The sequence below is a fragment of the Microbacterium sp. 1.5R genome (genome assembly GCF_007667425.1).
In the GTDB taxonomy this organism is placed as follows: domain Bacteria; phylum Actinomycetota; class Actinomycetes; order Actinomycetales; family Microbacteriaceae; genus Microbacterium.
The window spans coordinates 162,754-182,310 of the sequence record NZ_VDRC01000001.1 but is presented as its reverse complement, the minus strand read 5'-3'; the positions used below and the strand labels follow the sequence as shown (position 1 = coordinate 182,310).

General features: G+C 68.5%; 22 protein-coding genes. 13 read left to right on the top strand and 9 right to left on the bottom strand.

Annotation, left to right across the window (positions count from 1 at the left end):
* Nucleotides 1-11: 11 nt before the first annotated feature.
* The 3 genes from tkt to FSY98_RS00935 form a co-directional block, all read right to left on the bottom strand.
* The gene (tkt, locus tag FSY98_RS00945; protein ID WP_144872884.1) at nucleotides 12-2,111 is read right to left on the bottom strand and encodes a transketolase; all 2,100 of its coding nucleotides are present in this window, start codon (nucleotides 2,109-2,111) and stop codon (nucleotides 12-14) included.
* 229 nt (nucleotides 2,112-2,340) lie between these two features.
* A complete protein-coding gene (locus FSY98_RS00940; protein ID WP_144872881.1) occupies nucleotides 2,341-3,000 on the bottom strand; it encodes a hypothetical protein in 660 nt (219 codons plus the stop codon).
* A 179-nt stretch (nucleotides 3,001-3,179) separates the two neighbouring features.
* Nucleotides 3,180-3,713, bottom strand: coding sequence for a hypothetical protein (locus FSY98_RS00935; protein ID WP_144872878.1), 534 nt, complete (start codon nucleotides 3,711-3,713; stop codon nucleotides 3,180-3,182).
* A gap of 147 nt (nucleotides 3,714-3,860) precedes the next feature.
* Here FSY98_RS00935 and FSY98_RS00930 point away from each other — a divergent pair, with 147 nt between their 5' ends.
* A complete protein-coding gene (locus FSY98_RS00930; RefSeq protein ID WP_144872875.1) occupies nucleotides 3,861-4,766 on the top strand; it encodes a heme o synthase in 906 nt (301 codons plus the stop codon).
* Here the strand turns inward: FSY98_RS00930 and FSY98_RS16580 are convergent.
* Entirely contained in the window at nucleotides 4,712-5,194 is a 483-nt protein-coding gene (locus FSY98_RS16580) for a hypothetical protein (RefSeq protein WP_186307506.1), read from the bottom strand. The two genes, FSY98_RS00930 and FSY98_RS16580, sit on opposite strands and share 55 nt — an antisense overlap.
* Nucleotides 5,195-5,285: 91 nt before the next feature.
* The gene (locus FSY98_RS00920) at nucleotides 5,286-6,419 is read right to left on the bottom strand and encodes a heme A synthase (protein ID WP_144872872.1); all 1,134 of its coding nucleotides are present in this window, start codon (nucleotides 6,417-6,419) and stop codon (nucleotides 5,286-5,288) included.
* Between the two features lie 235 nt (nucleotides 6,420-6,654).
* On the opposite strand from FSY98_RS00920, the gene sufB reads away from it, so the two are divergent.
* From sufB to FSY98_RS00885, 7 genes are read left to right on the top strand one after another with little or no spacing between them, the layout of a single operon-like run.
* On the top strand, nucleotides 6,655-8,073 hold the full coding sequence (sufB, locus tag FSY98_RS00915; RefSeq protein ID WP_144872868.1) for a Fe-S cluster assembly protein SufB: 1,419 nt from the start codon (nucleotides 6,655-6,657) through the stop codon (nucleotides 8,071-8,073).
* Between the two features lies 1 nt (nucleotide 8,074).
* Nucleotides 8,075-9,274 (top strand): Fe-S cluster assembly protein SufD, encoded by a 1,200-nt coding sequence (sufD, locus tag FSY98_RS00910; protein WP_144872865.1) that lies wholly within the window; start codon nucleotides 8,075-8,077, stop codon nucleotides 9,272-9,274.
* Nucleotides 9,271-9,597, top strand: coding sequence for a non-heme iron oxygenase ferredoxin subunit (locus FSY98_RS00905; protein ID WP_144872862.1), 327 nt, complete (start codon nucleotides 9,271-9,273; stop codon nucleotides 9,595-9,597). Before sufD ends, FSY98_RS00905 begins: the two co-directional genes overlap by 4 nt.
* Entirely contained in the window at nucleotides 9,598-10,368 is a 771-nt protein-coding gene (gene sufC / locus FSY98_RS00900) for a Fe-S cluster assembly ATPase SufC (RefSeq protein WP_144872859.1), read from the top strand.
* A gap of 9 nt (nucleotides 10,369-10,377) precedes the next feature.
* Nucleotides 10,378-10,710: a metal-sulfur cluster assembly factor gene (locus FSY98_RS00895; protein ID WP_144872856.1), complete on the top strand. Its 333-nt coding sequence runs from the start codon at nucleotides 10,378-10,380 to the stop codon at nucleotides 10,708-10,710.
* 2 nt (nucleotides 10,711-10,712) lie between these two features.
* Nucleotides 10,713-11,867 (top strand): MalY/PatB family protein, encoded by a 1,155-nt coding sequence (locus FSY98_RS00890; RefSeq protein ID WP_144872853.1) that lies wholly within the window; start codon nucleotides 10,713-10,715, stop codon nucleotides 11,865-11,867.
* On the top strand, nucleotides 11,864-13,243 hold the full coding sequence (locus tag FSY98_RS00885; RefSeq protein WP_144872850.1) for an MFS transporter: 1,380 nt from the start codon (nucleotides 11,864-11,866) through the stop codon (nucleotides 13,241-13,243). The genes FSY98_RS00890 and FSY98_RS00885 overlap by 4 nt, the downstream gene beginning before the upstream one ends.
* A 1-nt stretch (nucleotide 13,244) precedes the next feature.
* Here the strand turns inward: FSY98_RS00885 and FSY98_RS00880 are convergent, their stop codons facing one another.
* Complete coding sequence (locus FSY98_RS00880) at nucleotides 13,245-13,811, bottom strand: TetR family transcriptional regulator (protein ID WP_144872847.1); 567 nt, start codon at nucleotides 13,809-13,811, stop codon at nucleotides 13,245-13,247.
* Between the two features lie 53 nt (nucleotides 13,812-13,864).
* On the opposite strand from FSY98_RS00880, the gene FSY98_RS00875 reads away from it, so the two are divergent.
* From FSY98_RS00875 to FSY98_RS00855, 5 genes are all read left to right on the top strand, one after another.
* Nucleotides 13,865-14,449, top strand: a complete 585-nt coding sequence (locus FSY98_RS00875) for a biotin transporter BioY (RefSeq protein WP_144872844.1) — start codon at nucleotides 13,865-13,867, stop codon at nucleotides 14,447-14,449.
* 7 nt (nucleotides 14,450-14,456) lie between these two features.
* Nucleotides 14,457-15,206: an ABC transporter ATP-binding protein gene (locus FSY98_RS00870; RefSeq protein WP_313955844.1), complete on the top strand. Its 750-nt coding sequence runs from the start codon at nucleotides 14,457-14,459 to the stop codon at nucleotides 15,204-15,206.
* On the top strand, nucleotides 15,203-15,796 hold the full coding sequence (locus FSY98_RS00865; protein ID WP_144872839.1) for an energy-coupling factor transporter transmembrane protein EcfT: 594 nt from the start codon (nucleotides 15,203-15,205) through the stop codon (nucleotides 15,794-15,796). The genes FSY98_RS00870 and FSY98_RS00865 overlap by 4 nt, the downstream gene beginning before the upstream one ends.
* Nucleotides 15,797-15,883: 87 nt before the next feature.
* On the top strand, nucleotides 15,884-17,482 hold the full coding sequence (locus FSY98_RS00860; protein ID WP_144872836.1) for an ABC-F family ATP-binding cassette domain-containing protein: 1,599 nt from the start codon (nucleotides 15,884-15,886) through the stop codon (nucleotides 17,480-17,482).
* A gap of 42 nt (nucleotides 17,483-17,524) precedes the next feature.
* Entirely contained in the window at nucleotides 17,525-18,106 is a 582-nt protein-coding gene (locus tag FSY98_RS00855; RefSeq protein ID WP_144872833.1) for a pyridoxamine 5'-phosphate oxidase family protein, read from the top strand.
* A 23-nt stretch (nucleotides 18,107-18,129) separates the two neighbouring features.
* On the opposite strand, the gene FSY98_RS00850 is transcribed toward FSY98_RS00855, so the two are convergent.
* From FSY98_RS00850 to FSY98_RS00840, 3 genes are read right to left on the bottom strand one after another with little or no spacing between them, the layout of a single operon-like run.
* Nucleotides 18,130-18,942: an SURF1 family protein gene (locus tag FSY98_RS00850; protein ID WP_144872830.1), complete on the bottom strand. Its 813-nt coding sequence runs from the start codon at nucleotides 18,940-18,942 to the stop codon at nucleotides 18,130-18,132.
* The gene (locus FSY98_RS00845; protein WP_144872827.1) at nucleotides 18,939-19,133 is read right to left on the bottom strand and encodes a hypothetical protein; all 195 of its coding nucleotides are present in this window, start codon (nucleotides 19,131-19,133) and stop codon (nucleotides 18,939-18,941) included. Before FSY98_RS00845 ends, FSY98_RS00850 begins: the two co-directional genes overlap by 4 nt.
* Entirely contained in the window at nucleotides 19,130-19,486 is a 357-nt protein-coding gene (locus tag FSY98_RS00840; protein WP_144872824.1) for a DUF3099 domain-containing protein, read from the bottom strand. The genes FSY98_RS00845 and FSY98_RS00840 overlap by 4 nt, the downstream gene beginning before the upstream one ends.
* Nucleotides 19,487-19,557 lie beyond the last annotated feature (71 nt).

Below are 19,557 nucleotides of genomic sequence, written 5' to 3'. Positions count from 1 at the left end.
ATTCTCCTAGATCAGTTGGCGCTGTCGGCCAGGGTCTCGCGGGCGGCCGCGATGACGGCCTCGGTGGTGATCCCGAACTTCTCGAACAGGGTCTTGTAGTCGGCGGAGGCGCCGAAGTGATCGATGCCGACCGAACGGCCGCGGTCGCCGACGATTCCGCGCCAGCTCAGCACGGAGCCGGCCTCGACCGAGACACGGGCCGTCACGCTCTTCGGGAACACCGACTCGCGGTACGCCTCGTCCTGCTCGTCGAACCACTCGAGCGACGGAGCGGAGACGACGCGGACGTTGACGCCGTCCTTGGCCAGCTCGGCGCGGGCGTTGACGGCGAGCTGCACCTCGGAACCTGTGGCGACGATGATGACGTCGGGGGTGCCGTTCGGCGCCTCGGCGAGCACGTACGCGCCCTTCGAGGCGTTGTCGGCGGAGGCGAGGACGTCGCCGGATGCTGCGCCGTCACCGCGCTCGAACACCGGGATGTTCTGGCGGGTCAGCGCGATGCCGGACGGGCCTTCGTGGCGGCGCAGGATCTCAAGCCACACGGCGGCCGTCTCGTTCGCGTCGGCGGGGCGCACGAGCGTGAAGTTGGGGATCGCGCGAAGCGTGGCGAGCTGCTCGACCGGCTGATGCGTCGGGCCGTCCTCGCCGAGAGCGACGGAGTCGTGCGTCCAGACGAAGATGCTGGGCACGTTCATCAGAGCGGCCAGACGCACCGGCGGGCGCATGTAGTCGCTGAAGATGAGGAACGTGCCGCCGAACGCGCGGGTCGGGCCGTGCAGCACGATGCCGTTGACGATCGCGCCCATGGCGTGCTCGCGGATGCCGAAGTGCAGCACGCGGCCGTAGGGGCTGCCCGACCACTCGTGCGTCGACCACTCGGCCGGGATGAAGGACTTCGCGTCCTTGATGGTGGTCAAGTTCGACTCGGCGAGGTCGGCCGATCCGCCCCAGAGCTCGGGGAGCTCGGCGGCGAGGGCGTTGATGACCTGCCCCGATGCCGCGCGGGTCGAGACGTCCTTGCCGCTCTCGAACACGGGGAGCGCCGCGGTGATGTCAGCGGGGAGCTCCTTGGCCTCGAGACGGTCGAGCAATGCCTTGCGCTCGGGGTTCGCGGCTGCCCAGGCGTCGAACGACTCCTGCCAGGTCGCGCGGTCGTCGGCGGCGCGAGCGGCGAGGCCGCGGGTGTGCTCGATGACGTCGTCGGCGACGACGAAGTTCTGCTCGGGGTCGAACCCGAGCACCTCCTTCGTGGCGGCGAGCTCGTCCGCACCGAGCGCGGAGCCGTGGATCTTGCCGCTGTTCTGCTTACCGGGCGACGGCCAGCCGATGATCGTCTTGAGGACGATGAGCGAGGGCTTCGAGGTCTCGCCCTTGGCCGCCTCGATCGCGGCGTAGAGCTCGGCGACATCCTCGACGTATTCGCCGGTCTTCTTCCAGTCGACGGTCTGCACGTGCCACCCGTAGGCCTCGTAGCGCTTCGCGACGTCTTCGGTGAAGGCGACGTTCGTGTCGTCCTCGATCGAGATCTGGTTGGAGTCGTAGATCGCGATGAGGTTGCCGAGCTGCTGGTGGCCCGCGAGGGAACCGGCCTCGCTGGTCACACCCTCCTGCAGGTCGCCGTCGCCGGCGATCACGTAGACGAAGTGATCGAACGGGCTGGTGCCGTCCGCGGCCTCGGGGTCGAACAGGCCGCGCTCGTAGCGCGACGCGTAGGCGAATCCCACCGCGGAGGCGAGACCCTGGCCGAGCGGGCCGGTGGTGATCTCGACGCCCTTGGTGTGACCGTACTCGGGGTGGCCGGGAGTCAGGGAGCCCCAGGTGCGGAGCGCCTCGAGGTCGCTCAGCTCGAGACCGAAGCCGCCGAGGTACAGCTGCACGTACTGCGTGAGCGACGAGTGACCTGCCGACAGGATGAAACGGTCGCGACCGAGCCAGTGGGTGTCGGTCGGGTCGTGGCGAAGCACGCGCTGGTATAGGAGATACGCGGCGGGAGCCAGGCTCATCGCGGTGCCGGGGTGGCCGTTGCCAACCTTCTCGACAGCATCCGCGGCCAGCACGCGAGCGGTGTCCACCGCGCGCCGATCGATTTCATCCCACTGCAATTCCGACACGGTGAAGCCCTTCTGCAACAGTTCGATAGCGCCTGGATCGCAGCATCGCGGTCCGCTCCGTCACGGAATTGGTGGATGTGCGCTGGGCGCGCGAGTCCCCCCAGCATAGCGCCGGGGATCGGACCGCTTACCCCCTTTACAACGCTGCATGACGGGGGTAATTCCCGCGCAGGCGAGACATCGCGGCGGTGTCCGGCACTCGGTCTCGGGAAGCCGGGAACGCGGGTTCTCAGCACCCGGGCGCGTCGTGCTTCTCGGCGCAGGTCGCGGCGACGAGAGCGGTGCGTGCCTCGAAGACCCGGATGGTCTGGGGCGGCCCGTCTGCTCGGATCTCCCCGGCGACCGGGGTCCATCCACCGCCGAGGTCGACCTCGGCGGCGTAGCGGACGTCGACCCTCGCGGAGTATGTGCCGCGCTCCGCATACACATGGCTCGTGGGCGTCGGCGTGAACTGCGGCTGGCCGAGCTCGGCCCACGAGCGCCCCGGCGTAGGGAGGGATGCGGAGGCGCCATCGCCATACGAGTACTCGTAGGCGATCGGGGTGAACCGCACGGTGAGCGGCAGGCCGAAGAGCGTGCCGGCGACGGTGCGGGTCGTGGCGGAGGCGAGGAAGTTCGCCGGAAGTCCGGCGACAGCGACATCACCCGGCTCGGCGCTCGCGTGCGTGGGCGGGGGAGCGAACTGCTGGAGGTCGGTGATCGTCACCGCAGGGAGCGCCGGAGCGGGGGCTTCCTCCGGTGTGCCGACGGTCGGTCGGAGCAGATCGGCGCAGCGCGTCGTCCCGTTCGCGTCGAGGCATCTCGCCAGTTCGAGCGCACGTTCGCTGGGGGAGCGCGGCGCGTCGGGAGTGCTCCTGGCCGGAGGGGCGTCGGGAGCGTTCCTGGCCATGGGACTCCCTGGATTCTGTTGCGTCCCGCTGATGGTCAGGATCGAGCCGTCGGTGGAGCTGCAGAGGGAGGTTAGGGCGAGTGCTGAGTCGCACCCGGATTGTGTCCCCGGAAGTATCCCGATGTATGCGCTTTGCATGCAGAGTGCAGCCCCAGCGAAGATGACCAGCGGTCTCCGATTCAGCACGTCTTCTCCTTGGCCACCTCGGTCCTCGAGATCAACAGACGATCATCGGCGCTGACAAATTCAATATCCAGAAGTACCCGCGTCACGCGGTCCGAGGGTGTGACGTCATCGCCATCCGAGTTGAGTACCTTCGAGCCGGTCACATCGAGGCAGACCGTTGCCGTAACCACGCTGGACGTAGCGGTCATTCGAGATTCAGTACCTACGAAGGCGTCCACTTTGCCGTCGCCGACGAGAGACCACCCCTCTCGCGCGACTAGGCGACGAGAGTAGATATCTGTCTCGAGTGCGGCCGATGTCAGGAACTGAGCCGGGTCCGCCGACTCATCACCGGCTCGTTCTGCATTGACGGCATCGTTGTAGTCGCGGTACACCTTCTCCGCTGCGGCGAAGGCCTCTTCTTCGCTGGCGAAGGCCGGCGTGGGTGTCGGGGTCGGTGCGGGCTCCGGAGCGCATCCGGCGAGCAGTCCCAGAAGCGCAGCGAGCAGGCCCGCGGTGATGACGGCGGTGCGGGCGACGAGGGGCATCCGGACACGGTAGACGCATCGCGCCGACGCACGTCGGCGTTATCCACAGGGGGTGAGTGGCGACGGGCGCGCAGGCCCGGCATCCGCGTGCCGTAGACTGGAAAAGCTGTCGTGACGTGTGTGGAGGAGGCGATCGAGATCTCGACGATGTCTGATCAGACCGTTGTGAAGAAGTCCGTCGGTCGCACGGTGAAGGCGTACGTCGCCCTCACCAAGCCGCGCGTCCTCGAGCTCCTGCTGGTGTCGACCGTCCCCGTGATGTTCCTCGCCCAGGGCGGACTCCCGAACATGTGGCTGGTGGTCGCGACCGTCATCGGCGGCTCGATGAGCGCCGGGTCCGCCGCCGCGTTCAACATGTATCTCGACCGCGACATCGACGCGCACATGCACCGCACCGAGAACCGTCCGCTCGTCACGGGCGAGATCACCCCGCGCGGCGCGCTGATCTTCTCCTGGACCCTCGCCGTCCTCTCGACCGTGTGGCTCTGGTTCACGACGAACTGGCTCGCGGCGACGCTCTCGGCATCCGCCATCTTCTTCTACGTCGTGATCTACACGATGATCCTCAAGCGGCGCACCGAGCAGAACATCATCTGGGGCGGTATCGCCGGATGCTTCCCCGTCCTGATCGGCTGGGCCGCGGTCACCGGTTCGCTCGACTGGCCGGCCTTCATCCTCTTCGCCCTCATCTTCCTCTGGACGCCGCCGCACTACTGGCCGCTGTCGATGAAGTACAGGGACGACTACGACGACGTCGACGTGCCCATGCTCGGCGTCACGCGCAACGCGTCGCAGGTCGGCCTTCAGGTCATCCTCTACGCCTGGGCCACCGTCGCCTGCTCGCTGCTCCTCATCCCGATCGCGAGCATGGGCCTCGTCTACGCCGTCTCCGCCCTCGTGTTCGGAGGATGGTTCATCTACGAGTCGCACCGCCTGTACAACCAGGCGGTGCGGGGGAACGAGGCGCGGCCCATGCGGGTCTTCCACGCCTCGATCACCTACTTGACGCTGATCTTCGTGGCCGTCGCGGTCGATCCGCTGCTGCCGTTCTGACGCTCGTCTCCGACGGTCTCGGTCGCCGGCTCCGTCACCCCTTCTGCGGTCGCCGCGTCGACGCCGGTCTGCTCGACTTCCGATGCCCGAGCGGGGTCCTCGGTCGCGGGCGACTCGGCGGTCGGCTCTTCGGCTGCCCAATCGATCGGCTCGACCACCACGGGCGCCGCTGCCGGGAGCAGCGACTGCACGGCGCTGAGCGCCACCGCGATCAGGATGCCGATGATGCCGGCGCCGAGGAGCACTGACCCGACCACGACGAGCGACTGACCCACGTACACGTCGACACCGGTGGCGGTGTTGTCGAGCAGCGTGCTGGTCATGGATCCAACCTGACCGGCGACGAGCCACGCACCCACTCCCGCCGAGGCGAGCGAGAGGACGAGGAGGAGCCAGAAGCCGATGCTGCGTGTGAGTGACTTGTTCATGTCAGCGACGATGCAGGACCGACTGATGAGCAGTCGATGCGCGAGCTATGCGTGCACTGTGCGGAAGGGGTCGAACCCGCCCGCTGCCCAGTCAGTCCCTCACGGCGACCGGCTTCTTCAGATGCAGCACCACCACGGTGTACGTCGCCGCGGAGAGCGAGGCGAGCACCATGTGGATGCCGACGAGCAGCGGCGGCAGTCCCTCCCGGGCCTGCCAGACGCCGACACCGACCTGCACGGCGATCGCGATCACGAGCACGAGCAGCCACTTCCGCGGCTCGAGCTTCAGCATCCACGCCGATACCGTCAGTGCGAGCACGAGCACGGCCAGGATGTAGCCGGGCCAGGAGTGCACGTGCGCGAGCGCCGTCGCGTCGAAACCGTGACGGAACACGTCCGCGTCGCCCGAGTGGGGGCCGGAGCCCGTCGTGAGCACACCGAAGACGATGGTCACGGCGAGGGCGAGTCCGGTCACGTGGCTGAGGACCGCGAACCACGCCGGCACGGCGCGCTCACGGGGTCCGGGAACGGCGTACAGGCGCACCAGGAAGGCCGCCGCGACGCACACGAGAAGCAGCGACGAGGTGTAGTGGAAGCCGACGATGAACGGGTTGAGGCCCGTCAGCACCGTGATGCCGCCCACGAGCGCCTGGGCGACGACGCCGATCAGCACGATCCAGGCCAGGGCGAGGAGGTCGCGTCGTTCCGGCGCGCGGCGCGTGAACCGCACCGCGGCGATGATCACCGCCAGCAGCAGCACCGCCGTGGCCACCGAGAACACCGGGGTGTTCGCACCGGGCGCGACGAGGTGGGCGACCAGAGTCGCGATGCCGAAGGCGACGGCGGCAGCGGCGACACCGCTCAGGGCGAACCAGAGGGCGGAGACGACGCTGCGGCGACCGCCTGTCCGGTGCAGCACGAGCAGCACGACGGCGAGGGCGATGATGCCGACGACGCCCGTCATGAGGCGGTTGCCGAACTCGATGGCCCCGTGGATGCCCTGATCGGCATAGATCGGGACGAGGGACTCCGGGGTGCAGAGCGGCCACTCCGAGCATCCGAGACCCGATCCGGTGAGACGAACGGCGCCGCCCGTGCCGATGATGATCGTCTCCGCCACGAACGACATCCAGGCGAAGATCCGCAGCATCCGCCCCCACACATCGGCGCGCGCCGCCGCCGGAACAGCGGGGCGGGGGGAGGGGGCGGTGGTGGTGTCGGGCATTGGTGTCTCCGAACCGCGGGGCGGACACGGCGAGCGGCCCTGTCGTCAGGCGGAACCTGTAGAATCGGATTGTTGCGATGAGCGCTGACAGCGCTGAAGCATCGTCAACAGTTTAGGCGCGATGGAAGCGCCGGTGATGAGGGCCCACCAACGGCACCCGCTCCCGCAGACTCGACGGGGATCAGGTGTGTCGGGGCGGATTACACCGTTTTGGGACCTGTGAGGAGAGTGTGTGATGTCGGATGTGCTGATCGACCGCCCGGAGCTCGATGGCCTGGGGGTGTACGAATTCGGATGGCACGATGAGGACGCCGCAGGAGCGGTCGCGCAACGTGGCATCTCCGAAGAGGTGGTCCGTGGGATCTCCGCCCTCAAGAGCGAACCCGAATGGATGCTGAAGACCCGCCTCAAGGGATACCAGCTCTTCGGGCGCAAGCCGATGCCGACGTGGGGCGCCGACCTCAGCGACATCGACTTCGACAACATCAAGTACTTCGTGCGCTCCACCGAGAAGCAGGCGCAGTCGTGGGAAGACCTCCCCGAGGAGATCCGCGAGACGTATGAGCGCCTCGGCATCCCCGAGGCCGAGCGTCAGCGTCTCGTCGCCGGCGTCGCCGCGCAGTACGAGTCCGAGGTCGTCTACCACCAGATCCGTGAGGACCTGGAGCAGCAGGGCGTCATCTTCATGGACACCGACACCGCGCTGCGTGAGCACCCCGAGTTCTTCGAGGAGTACTTCGGCACCGTGATCCCGGCCGGCGACAACAAGTTCGCCGCGCTGAACACGGCCGTCTGGTCCGGAGGCTCGTTCGTCTACGTCCCCAAGGGCGTGCACGTCGAGATCCCGCTGCAGGCGTACTTCCGCATCAACACCGAGAACATGGGCCAGTTCGAGCGGACACTGATCATCGCCGACGAAGACAGCTACGTGCACTACATCGAGGGGTGCACCGCACCGATCTACAAGTCGGACTCGCTGCACTCGGCCGTGGTCGAGATCATCGTCAAGAAGAACGCCCGCGTGCGCTACACGACGATCCAGAACTGGTCGAACAACGTCTACAACCTCGTCACCAAGCGGGCCGTGGCCCACGAGGGCGCGACGATGGAGTGGGTCGACGGCAACATCGGCTCCAAGGTGACGATGAAGTACCCGTCGATCTACCTCATGGGCGAGCACGCCAAGGGCGAGACTCTTTCCGTCGCGTTCGCAGGCCCCGGCCAGCACCAGGACGCCGGCGCGAAGATGATCCACATGGCGCCGTACACGCAGTCGTCGATCGTCTCGAAGTCGATCGCCCGCGGCGGCGGTCGCGCCGGATACCGCGGCGAGGTCCGCGTCGACGCGAACGCGCATCACTCGGCGAACACCGTGCGGTGCGACGCCCTGCTCGTCGACACCAAGTCGCGATCCGACACCTACCCGGCCATCGACATCCGTGTCGACGACGTCCAGCTCGGCCACGAGGCCACCGTGTCGAAGGTCAGCGAGGAACAGCTCTTCTACCTGCAGTCCCGCGGCATGCCCGAGGACGAGGCGATGGCGATGATCGTGCGCGGCTTCATCGAGCCGATCGCGCGGGAGCTGCCCATGGAGTACGCGATGGAATTGAACAAGCTCATCGAGATGGGCATGGAAGGATCGGTCGGCTGAGATGACGACCCCGACGACGACGCCTCCCGCGTCGCGCTCTTCCAGCGCGCACGTGGACCCCGCCGCCCAGGTGGCCGACGCCGGCTTCGTTCCGGTGCAGACCCGCTCCGAGCGGCCGCACTCGTACGAGCCGGCCGACTTCGACGCCCCGACCGGCCGCGAGGTCAATTGGAAGCACACGCCCGTCGCGAAGCTCGCCGGTCTCCTGGCCGACGAGCCCGCAGACGCGGATGCCGTGTCCTACGGTCTCGACGCGGTCGAGGCGCTCCTCCAGCCCGGCGAGGGGGACGCGTACGGCGAGTTCTTCCGCCCCGAGGACCTCCCGAGCGCGCTCGCGTGGAAGCACGGTCCTCGCGGCCTGCACATCCAGGTGCCCGCCGAGGCCGAGCTCGACGAGCCGCTCATCGTGCCGATCGAGGGGGCAGGAGTCGACAAGCGCGGCTTCGGCCAGATCCTCATCGAGGCCCAGCCGCACTCGCGCGCGACCGTCGTCCTCGACCACTCCGGTTCCGCGCAGTACGCGCAGAACGTCGAGATCATCGTCCGTGACGGCGCGAATCTCACCGTCATCAGCCTGCAGCGCTGGGACGACGACGCCGTGCACGCCGCAGCCCATCAGGCCACGGTCGGCGCCGACGCCACGCTCAAGCACTTCGTGATCAGCTTCGGCGGCGGTGTCGTGCGCGTGAACCCGAGCCTCGAGCTCACCGGCGCCGGTTCCGAGGGATACCTCTACGGCCTCTCGTACGCGGATGCCGGACAGCACCTCGAGAGCCAGGTCTACCTGCACCACAAGGGACCGCACACGAAGGGCGACGTGCTCTACAAGGGCGCCCTGCAGGGTGAGAGCGCGCACTCCGTGTGGATCGGCGACGTGCTGATCGGTCCGGATGCCACCGGCACCGACTCGTACGAGGCGAACCGCAACCTCGTGCTCACCGAGGGCGCTCGGGCCGACTCGATCCCGAACCTGGAGATCGAGACCGGCGACATCCTCGGCGCCGGTCACGCCAGCGCGACCGGTCGCTTCGACGATGAGCAGCTGTTCTACCTGCAGGCGCGAGGCATCAGTGAGGAAGAGGCACGCCGTCTCGTCGTTCTCGGCTTCCTCAGCGACATCGTGCAGCGCCTCGGCATCCCCTCCCTGGAGGAGGAGCTGCTCGCCGCCATCGAGACCGAGCTCGCCGAGGTGAACGCATGACCGCCCAGCGCGTCTGCGGCGTCGACGAACTCGAACTCGACACCCCGCTGCGCGTCGACCCGGACGGCGTCCCGATCACCGTGATCAAGGACTCCGAAGGCGTGATCCACGCGATCGGCGACACCTGCACCCACGGCGACATCTCGCTGTCCGAGGGCTTCGTCGAGGGTGACACGGTCGAATGCTGGGCCCACGGCTCCGCATTCTCGCTGCTCACCGGCAAGCCCCAGAATCTCCCCGCTTATGAGCCCGTCCCGGTCTACGTCGTCGAGATCGACGGCGACGACGTGCTCATCGACCCGACTGTGACGAAGGAAGTCTGAATGTCTGTTCTCGAAATCCGCGACCTGCATGTGACGGTCGAGACCGAGGCGGGGACCACCCCGATCCTCAACGGAATCACCCTGACGATGAACACGGGTGAGACTCACGCCATCATGGGCCCCAACGGCTCGGGCAAGTCCACGCTCGCGTACACGATCGCCGGTCACCCGAAGTACACCGTGACCTCCGGCTCGATCACATTCGACGGCCAGGACGTCCTCGAGATGAGCGTCGACGAGCGCGCGCGTGCCGGACTCTTCCTCGCGATGCAGTACCCCGTCGAGATCCCCGGCGTGACCGTCACGAACTTCCTCCGCACCGCGAAAACGGCTCTCGACGGCGAGGCGCCTTCGATCCGCCAGTGGACGAAGGACGTCAAGGCGTCGATGGCGAACCTGCGCATGGACCCGAAGTTCGCGCAGCGCAACGTCAACGAGGGCTTCTCCGGTGGAGAGAAGAAGCGTCACGAGATCCTGCAGCTCGAGGTGCTGAAGCCGAAGTTCGCCGTTCTCGACGAGACCGACTCCGGCCTCGACGTCGACGCACTGAAGATCGTCTCCGAGGGCGTGAACCGCGCCAAGGAAGCCACGGGTCTCGGTGTGCTGCTCATCACTCACTACACCCGCATCCTCCGCTACATCCGCCCCGACTACGTGCACGTCGTCGTCGCGGGCAAGATCGTGGAAGAGGGTGGACCCGAGCTCGCCGACCGTCTCGAGGAAGAGGGATACGACCGCTTCCTCGACCCCGCGGCGCCTCTCGAGGCGTAGGCTGATCGCATGACCGCCGCCACCCTCTCCGATGAGAAGTACGACGAGGTCACCGAGGCTCTCAAGGACGTCATGGACCCCGAGCTCGGGATCAACGTCGTCGACCTCGGCCTCATCTACGACCTCGCCTGGGATGACGAGAACGATGCTCTCGTCATCCACATGACGCTGACCAGTGCCGGCTGCCCGCTCACGGACGTGCTTGAGGACCAGACCGCTCAGGCCCTGGACAACGTCGTCGAGCGCTTCCGCATCAACTGGGTGTGGATGCCGCCGTGGGGCCCGGAGAAGATCACCGACGACGGCCGCGACATGATGCGCGCCCTCGGCTTCGCGATCTGAGGATGCTCGAGGTCAAGGCGCTGCCGCTGGCCGAGCTGCGGGAACGCAGCAGCGAGAAGTGGCGCGAGTACCCCGACGATGTGCTGCCGCTCTTCGTCGCCGAGACCGACTTCCCCCTCGCGCCCAAGATCTCCGAGACGCTGCATCACGCGGTCGAGATCGGCGACACCGGCTACATCGCCTCGCGGACCCCGCTGCCCGCGGCGTACGCCGCGTTCGCTGAGCGTCGGTACGGCTGGACGCCCGACCCGGCGCGTATGCGCTCCACGGCTGACGTCAGCATGGGCATCGTGGAGATCCTTCGCCGGGTGACTCAGCCGGGGGAGCGTGTCGTCGTGACCCCTCCGGTGTACCCGCCGTTCTACGACCTCGTCGAGGAGGCGGGGGCGCAGGTCGAGCGCGTACCGCTGCGCGATACCGGCCACGGGTGGGAGCTCGACCTCGACGGCATCCGTTCGGCGTTCGCCGAGGGCGCCACGGCCATCCTGCTCTGCAATCCGCACAACCCGACCGGGACCGTGCACCACCGGGAGGCGCTGCGCGCGCTCGCTGAACTGGCCGACGAGTTCGGTGCCGCCGTCGTCTCCGACGAGATCCATGCACCCCTGGCGCAGCCCGGCACCGGCTTCACACCGTTCCTCGACGCGGGGGAGTCCGCCGAGCGGGTCGGGTACGCCGTCGTCAGCGCGAGCAAGGCCTTCAACCTCGCCGGCCTCAAGTGTGCGCTCATGGTGACGGCGTCCGACCCGACGAGCGCGGTCGTGCGGGGTCTGCCGGTGGAGGTGGAGTGGCGCACCGGTCAACTCGGTCTGCTCGCGGCGACCGCCGCGTTCTCGGCGGAGAGCGATACGTGGCTCGACGGACTGCTGCGCACGCTCGATGAGAACCGGATGCTGCTCGAGGACCTGCTCGCTGCGCGGATCCCCGAGGCCCGCTACCGGCTGCCCGACGCCGGATATCTCGCCTGGATCGATCTGTCCGGGCTCGGCTGGGGCGACAATCCCTCTCGACGTATCCTCCGTGAGGCCAGGGTCGCCCTGCATTTCGGGCCGGCCTTCGGTGAAGAGGGCAAGGGGTATGTGCGCTTGAACTTCGGCACGAGTCCCGAGATCATCACCGAGGCCATCGAGCGCATCGCCGCGCTCGTCGGCCGATGAGCGAGTCCGACGCGGCCACGGTCTCCATCTGGGACCGCGAGCGCGTCTGGGTGACCGCGGGCTCGGTGGCCCTGATCTTCCTCGCGGCGATAGAGGCGCTGGCCGTCACGACGGTGATGCCGATCGTGAGTGACGCTCTCGACGGGCAGTCGCTGTACGCGGTCGCCTTCGCGGGCACGCTGGCCACCAGCGTGATCGGCATGGTCGCGGCGGGGGCGTGGTCCGACGCGCGCGGGCCGAGAGGGGCGCTGTACGCCGCGGTCACGCTGTTCATCATCGGTCTGCTGCTGTCGGGGTTCGCCGTGACGATGCACCAGTTCCTGGTCGGGCGTCTGGTGCAGGGGCTCGGAACCGGCGGACAGACCGTGGCGCTCTACGTGGTGGTGGCGCGGTTGTACCCGCCGCATCTGCACGGACGGATCTTCGCGGCCTTCGCCGCCGCGTGGGTGGTGCCGTCGATGATCGGGCCGTTCCTCGCCGGAGCTGTGGCGGAATACCTCGACTGGCGCTGGGCGTTCCTCGGAGTGGCGGTGCTCACCGCTCTCGCGTTCGTGATGATTGCCGTCCGTCTCCGCGGTCTCGACCTCGGGCGGGGCGAGCCCCAGGATCGTCGCGCTCTCGTCGTGAGGATGGCCTTGGCCGTCGTGGTCGCCGTGTCCGCCGTCGTGGTCGGTTTCAGTGCCGACATGGATGCCGCGATCGGCTGGCCGGTGGCGCTCGGGGCGATCGCCGTGATCGGCGTCGCCGTGCTCCCGCTGCTTCCGCGCCGAACCCTCCGCTCCGGACGCGGACTGCCCAGTGTCGTCCTGATGCGCGGGGTGGTCGCCGGGACGTTCTTCGCCGCAGAGGCCTACATCCCGTACCTCCTCATCGAACGGTATGGATTCACCGCCACCTGGGCAGGGCTCGCGCTCATGTTCGCCGCCTTCGCCTGGGCCGGCGCGTCGCAGCTGCAGGGCCGGTACGGCGAGCGGCTCGGGAATCTGCGGATCACGGTGCTCAGCCTCGCTCTGCTGTTCGTCGCGATGGCGCTCGTCATCCTCGCGTCGCTGGGCGCCGTCTCGCCGGTGCTCGTGGTGCTCGGCTGGGGCTTCGCCGGTGGCGGGATGGGGCTGCTCTATCCACGCCTCACCGTGCTCACCCTGGCGTACTCGGACCCAGGTAATCAGGGCTTCAACTCGTCGGCCCTGTCGATCTCGGACTCGACAGGCGCCGCCATCGTGATCGCGGTGGCCGGTCTGTCAGTCGCCACACTGGGAGGCGGTGTCGACGCGTTCCCCGCGGTCTTCGCGATCTGCGCCGTGCTGATCGTCGTCGCTCTCGTCCCCGGGCTGCGCCTCGGTCACGGCGCGGAGCCGACGACCGCTCGCAGGTAGATCAGGATCGGATGCGCTCGAGTCCGGCGATGGCTGCGATCCCGAGGTCGAAGACGCGGTCGAGACCGGCCGTCGCGTCGTCCCCGACACCCGAAGCGGTCGCTCCGTAGCTGTCGGCGTGCATGCGCTGCTGCACGAGGGTCGAGTGGCCAAGGATGAAGTGCATCAGGGCGACGGCCCGGTCGTAGGGAGAATCGGCATCCGCCCGACGCAGCGCGTGTTCGAGTGCGGTCTGCGCGTGCGCCGATCCGAGACCGAGCGCGGCGGAGCTGAGAACCAGCTCCGCGCCGTCGCGATAGGCGAAGAGCGCGTCGCGGATGCGGCGGGCGAGGGGGAGCACATCGTCGTCGACGGCCCGGAGGAGGGGCGCGGTGATGCGGTCGCTCAGTTCGGCGAGGAGCTCCTGCTTGCTGGAGAAGTGCCAGTACAGCGCGCTCGGCTGCACATCGAGGCGGCCGGCGATCCTCCGCATGGAGAGGTCTGCGAGCCCGACCTCGTCGAGGAGTGCGAGAGCGACGTCGGCGACGCTGTCGCGGTCGTGCCGGGTCGAGTTGTGCTCGGGGCTCATAACCTCACTATAGTGAACACCGTTCAGGTGAACAGTGTTCAGGAGGATACATCATGGCTCGACACCGCGCCGAGATCGGCCGCGATCTCGCCCGCATCGCCGTCTTCGCCGCGCTCATCGCGGTGCTCGGCTCCGTCACGATCCCGCTCCCCGGCGGCGTGCCCATCACCGCGCAGACGCTGGGCGTGATGCTCGCCGGCGCCGTCCTCGGCCCGCGCCGAGGCCCGCTCGCCGTCCTGCTCGTCCTCGTCCTCGCCGCGGTCGGACTCCCGGTGCTCGCCGGCGGGCGCGGGGGACTCGGGGTGTTCGCGGGGCCGACGGCCGGATACCTTCTCGGCTGGGTGGCCGGCGCTGTCGTGATCGGTCTGATCGTGCACTCCGGCCGCATCACCTGGTGGCGGGCGGCGCTCGGCGTCGTCTTCGGCGGGATCGCAGTCGTCTACGCCTTCGGCATCCCCGTGCAGGCGTTCGTGCTCGGCATGGACCTCGTGCCCGCCGCGCTGTCGAGTGCGGCCTTCCTCCCCGGCGACCTGCTCAAGGCCGCCGCCGCCACCGCCCTCGTCGTCGCGCTGCGGCGAGCGTACCCGCCGGCGTTCGGGGTGCGCTCTGCGGCGGCCGCGCCTGCCCGTGCGGTCTGATCCGGTCGTGCCCGACGCCGGAGTCGATGACGTCTCCGCTGCCCGGATCTCTGCCGGCGGAGCTGTGGCCGACGGGACGATGGTCGACCGGGTGACCGTTCACGGAGTCACCGTCGAGCGAGAGGGGCGGGCGATCCTGCGCGACGTGACGCTCGATCTCTCCGCGCGGCGCATCGCAGTCATCGGCGCGAACGGATCGGGCAAGTCCACGTTCGCCAGGCTGCTCAACGGTCTGGTCACGCCGTCCAGAGGCAGAGTCGTCGTGCACGGATTCGATGCGCAGCGAGACACGAGGGCCGTGCGTCGCCGAGTCGGCTTCGTGTTCACCGATCCGCAGGCGCAGATCCTCATGCCGACACCGGGCGAAGACCTCGCCCTGTCGCTGCGCGACCTCCCCGGATCGGAGGCGCGCACGCGCACCACGGCGATCCTCGAAGAGCATGGGCTCGCCGCCCACGCCGACATCCCGGTGTCGGCGCTCTCCGGGGGACAGCGTCAGCTGCTGGCGCTGGCGTCCGTGCTCGCCACGAGGCCGGCGCTGGTCGTGGCCGACGAGCCGACTACCCTTCTCGACCTGCGGAACGCGCGCCGGATCGGAGACCTCCTGCTGGCGCAGGACGCCCAGACCATCGTCGTCACGCACGACCCCGACCTCGCGGCGCGGTGCGACCAGGTCGTGCTGTTCGAGGACGGGGCCCTTGCGGCATCCGGGAATCCCGACGCAGTGATCGATCAGTACCGCCGGAGCTGCGCGTGATCCAGCTCTATCGCCCCGGTACCAGCATCCTGCACCGGCTGCCGGCCGGAGCGAAGCTCGTCGGGCTGGCCCTCGTCGCGATCGCCGTGTCGGCGTTCGCGCATGACGTGTGGGCGTCGACGGGGGTGTTGATCGGCGTGTGCGCGCTGTACGCGCTCGCCCGGATGCCGTGGCGAGTGCTCGGCTCCGAGGTCTGGCGGCTCCGCTGGCTGATCCTGGTGCTCGGCGGTTTCCTCTGCGTCTTCGTGTCGCCCGTCGCGGCGTGGGTGAGCTCGACCCGAGTCGTCGCGTTGATCCTCCTCGCCGGGCTCCTGTCGCTCACCACCCGTATGGGCGATCTGCTGGCGACGCTCCGTCGTGGCCTCAGGCCGTTCCGACGTGCGGGTGTCGATGTGGACGCGGTCGCCATGACGATCTCCCTCGCGGTCACGATGATCCCCGTGATCGCCGGATTCGCGAACGATCTGCGCGACGCCCAACGAGCCCGGAACGTGCGGGTCGGCATCCGGGGTGTCGTGCCGCTCCTCGTACGCACGCTCCGTCACGCGGACGATGTCGGTGACGCCCTCGCCGCGCGGGGGCTCGTGTGAGCGCGTGGCGAGTCCTTTCAGCCTGGCGATCTATACTGGGAGGCTGGCCCCTCGGCCGCCTTCCCCTCTGACGAACGGACATCCGCTGTGCTCGCCGTGCACGACCTCGAGATCCGCGTGGGCGCACGCCTCCTGATGGAGAACGTGTCGTTCCGCGTCAGCGACGGCGACAAGATCGGACTCGTCGGCCGCAACGGGGCCGGCAAGACCACGCTCACCAAGGTGCTGGCCGGCGATGTGCTGCCGTCCGGTGGGAACGTGACGCGCTCGGGCGAACTCGGCTATCTGCCGCAGGACCCGCGCTCCGGTGACCCGGAGATGCTCGCGCGAACCCGCATCCTCGACGCCCGTGGGCTCGGCAGCCTCGCCCTCGGCATGTCGGAGGCCACGGTGGCGATGGGATCCGACGACGCGGCGGTCGCCGACAAGGCGATGAAGCGCTACGCGCGTCTCACCGAGCAGTTCGAGGGTCAGGGCGGGTACGCCGCAGAGGCCGAGGCGGCATCGATCGCCAACAACCTGTCGCTGCCCGACCGCATCCTCGACCAGCCGCTGAAGACGCTCTCCGGTGGTCAGCGTCGCCGCATCGAGCTCGCGCGCATCCTCTTCTCGGACGCCGAGACGATGATCCTGGACGAGCCGACCAACCACCTCGACGCCGACAGCGTCGTGTGGCTGCGCGAGTTCCTCAAGAACTACAAGGGCGGTCTGATCGTCATCAGCCACGACGTCGAACTCGTGGGCGAGACCGTCAACCGGGTGTTCTACCTCGATGCGAACCGTCAGGTCATCGACGCGTACAACATGAACTGGAAGAACTACCTCCGCCAGCGCGCCGCCGATGAGGAGCGCCGCAAGAAGGAGCGCGCGAACGCCGAGAAGAAGGCGACGACCCTGCAGCAACAGGCCGCCCGATTCGGCGCGAAGGCGTCGAAGGCTGCCGCCGCGCATCAGATGATCGCCCGCGCCGAGAAGCTCCTCGCCGGACTCGACGACGTGCGCCAGGAGGATCGCGTCGCCAAGCTGCGCTTCCCCAAGCCGGCGCCCTGCGGCAAGACGCCGCTCATGGCGTCGGGCCTGTCGAAGTCGTACGGCTCGCTGGAGATCTTCACCGACGTCGACCTCGCGATCGACCGCGGGTCGAAGGTGGTCGTGCTCGGCCTCAACGGCGCCGGAAAGACGACGCTGCTGCGGATGCTGGCCGGCGTCGACCAGCCCGACACGGGCCAGCTCGAGCCGGGTCACGGCCTCAAGGTCGGCTACTACGCCCAGGAGCACGAAAACCTCGACGTGAACCGCTCGGTGCTCGAGAACATGGTGTCGGCCGCGCCGCACATCACCGAGACCGAGGCGCGCAAGGTGCTGGGGTCGTTCCTCTTCACCGGCGACGACGTGCTCAAGCCGGCCGGAGTGCTTTCCGGAGGCGAGAAGACGCGTCTGTCGCTTGCGACGCTCGTCGTGTCGTCGGCGAACCTGCTGCTGCTCGACGAACCGACGAACAACCTCGACCCCGCGTCGCGCGAGGAGATCCTCGGTGCGCTCGCACACTACGAGGGCGCCGTGGTGCTCGTATCGCACGATCCCGGTGCCGTGCAGTCACTCAACCCGGAGCGCGTGCTGATCCTCCCCGACGGGGTCGAGGACATCTGGAACCAGGAGTACCAGGAGCTCATCGAGCTGGCCTGACCAGCCCGGTGTGCGCGAGCTCGGGTGTTCTAGGCTCGAACCGTGACGCACGACGACTCCACGCCCGACGCTCCGCTCAACGACTGGCTGCGAGGCAGGCACGCCCTCACCGGCAACGCGCCTGAGTGGGATCTCGACGCCCTGCCCGAGGACCCGACGGTGCTCTTCGCCGAATGGCTGAAGGCGGCGGATGCCGCCGCGGTCCCGGAGCCGCATACGGTGACGTTTGCCACGGTGGATGCCGATGGCGTGCCCGATGCGCGGACCCTCATCCTCAAGCGCGTCGATGAGCGCGGATGGGCGATCGCGAGCACGCGGTCGTCGCGGAAGGGGGCGCAGCTCGGTGCCGTCCCGGCCGCAGCGCTGAACTTCTGGTGGCAGCCTCAGGTGCGTGCCGTACGGGTACGCGGTCGCGTCGAGGAGGCGACAGCGCAGGAGAGCGCCGATGATCTCGCCGCCCGGTCACCGGCGGCCCGTGCGGCCGTCGCCGAGGGGGACTGGGTGCTCTGGCGCATCGTGCCGGAGCGCATCGAGTTCTGGCAGGGATCGCGAGACCGCCGTCACACCCGTGTGGTCTATCTGCCGAGCGGCTCCGGCTGGTCGCACACCGTCATGGTCGACTGAGCGACACGGGTGCCGTCGGTCGCTCAGACGTTCGCGTCGAGCAGCTCATCCTCGACGTCGGCATCGGCGTCGCGTCGACGGCGCTTCTTCTCGCTGACCGGAGCCCCCTCGACCTCTTCGCGGTGCTTCACGATCTCGGTGCGGATGATATAGCCGATGAAGATGAACCCCATGAGAGCGAACAGGATCCATTGGATCGCGTACGACAGATGCGGGCCAGGATCGTCGGTGGGGGACTCGAAGCCACCCAATGCCTCGCCCGCGGGGTCTTCGCTCACGATCTGCCCGTAGGCGCTCGTGATGACGTCGCCCCCGACGATGTCGGCGATCGAGGGAACATGGATGGTGGGGACCTGGCCCTCCGGCGCACCGCGGCCGGAGGCCGGCAGCTGTTCGCTCGGTCGCAGGCGGACCACGACCTCGACTTGGCCGGCCGGCGGCGCGGGGACGGCATCGGGCGAGTCGCCCTCGCCGGGCGGGACCCACCCGCGGTCGACGACGAACACGCGGCCGTCGACGTCGCGGAACGGGACGAGGACCTCGTAGGCGCTCGTGCCCCCGTGCGGCCGGTTGCGGGCCAGGAGCTGCTCATCGACCAGGTACTCGCCCTGCAGCACGACCGGGTGCCAGACGTCGCCGCGATCGAGGGCGCCGTCTGCGCCGATCAGGTCGGACAGCGGGACGGGGTTGGCATCGTAGTTCTTCTCGACGAGGGCGATCTGCTCGGCGCGCGACTCGTTGCGGTCGAACTGCCAGTTGGACAGGAAGGCGCACGCCACCGCGAAACCGATGGCGATGAGGACGTAGACGGTCCACCGCAGCATGCGGGCGCTCATGACGGCACTCCGTCGCGCACGGACACGGGGAAGTCTCGATCGGCGAGGTAATCGCGCAGGAACCCGACGTGCTCGGCGCAGGCGAGCCAGATCTTCTCGCGGTCAGCAGCGTGGATGCGTGGATTGCGCCACACGACCTGGGCGACCGCCGCGTCCCGGCATCCGGCACGCGAGCACTGCAACTCGCTCACTCGTCGCCCTTGCGGCTCTCGTGGATGGTGATGACGAACGGATCGGAGCTCGTCTCCTCGATCACGGTCGGCGTCTGCACCGGCGCCTCGAGCTGCTGCACGGGGGATTCCGCCGTCGTCTCGGTGCTGTCGCTGCCGGCGTTCGCGAAGACGACTGCGATGTACGGCAAGATCGCCGCCGCCAGGGCGAAGACCCACGTGTACCAGCCGTAGGGCTGGATGAACATCATGAGGGCGAAGCACACGATGCGGATCGTCATCGTGATCGCGTATCGACGCACACGGTGGTCCGCCTCGACCTGCGGCGCTTGCGGCAGGGAGGTGACAGCGGGGACCAGTCGCTTGTTCTTCACGATGAGTCCAGCCTACGCCGCTGCGAGGCCGGCGGCTCTCTCTCCGGGTGCGCCGCGGGCCTCGAACTCGG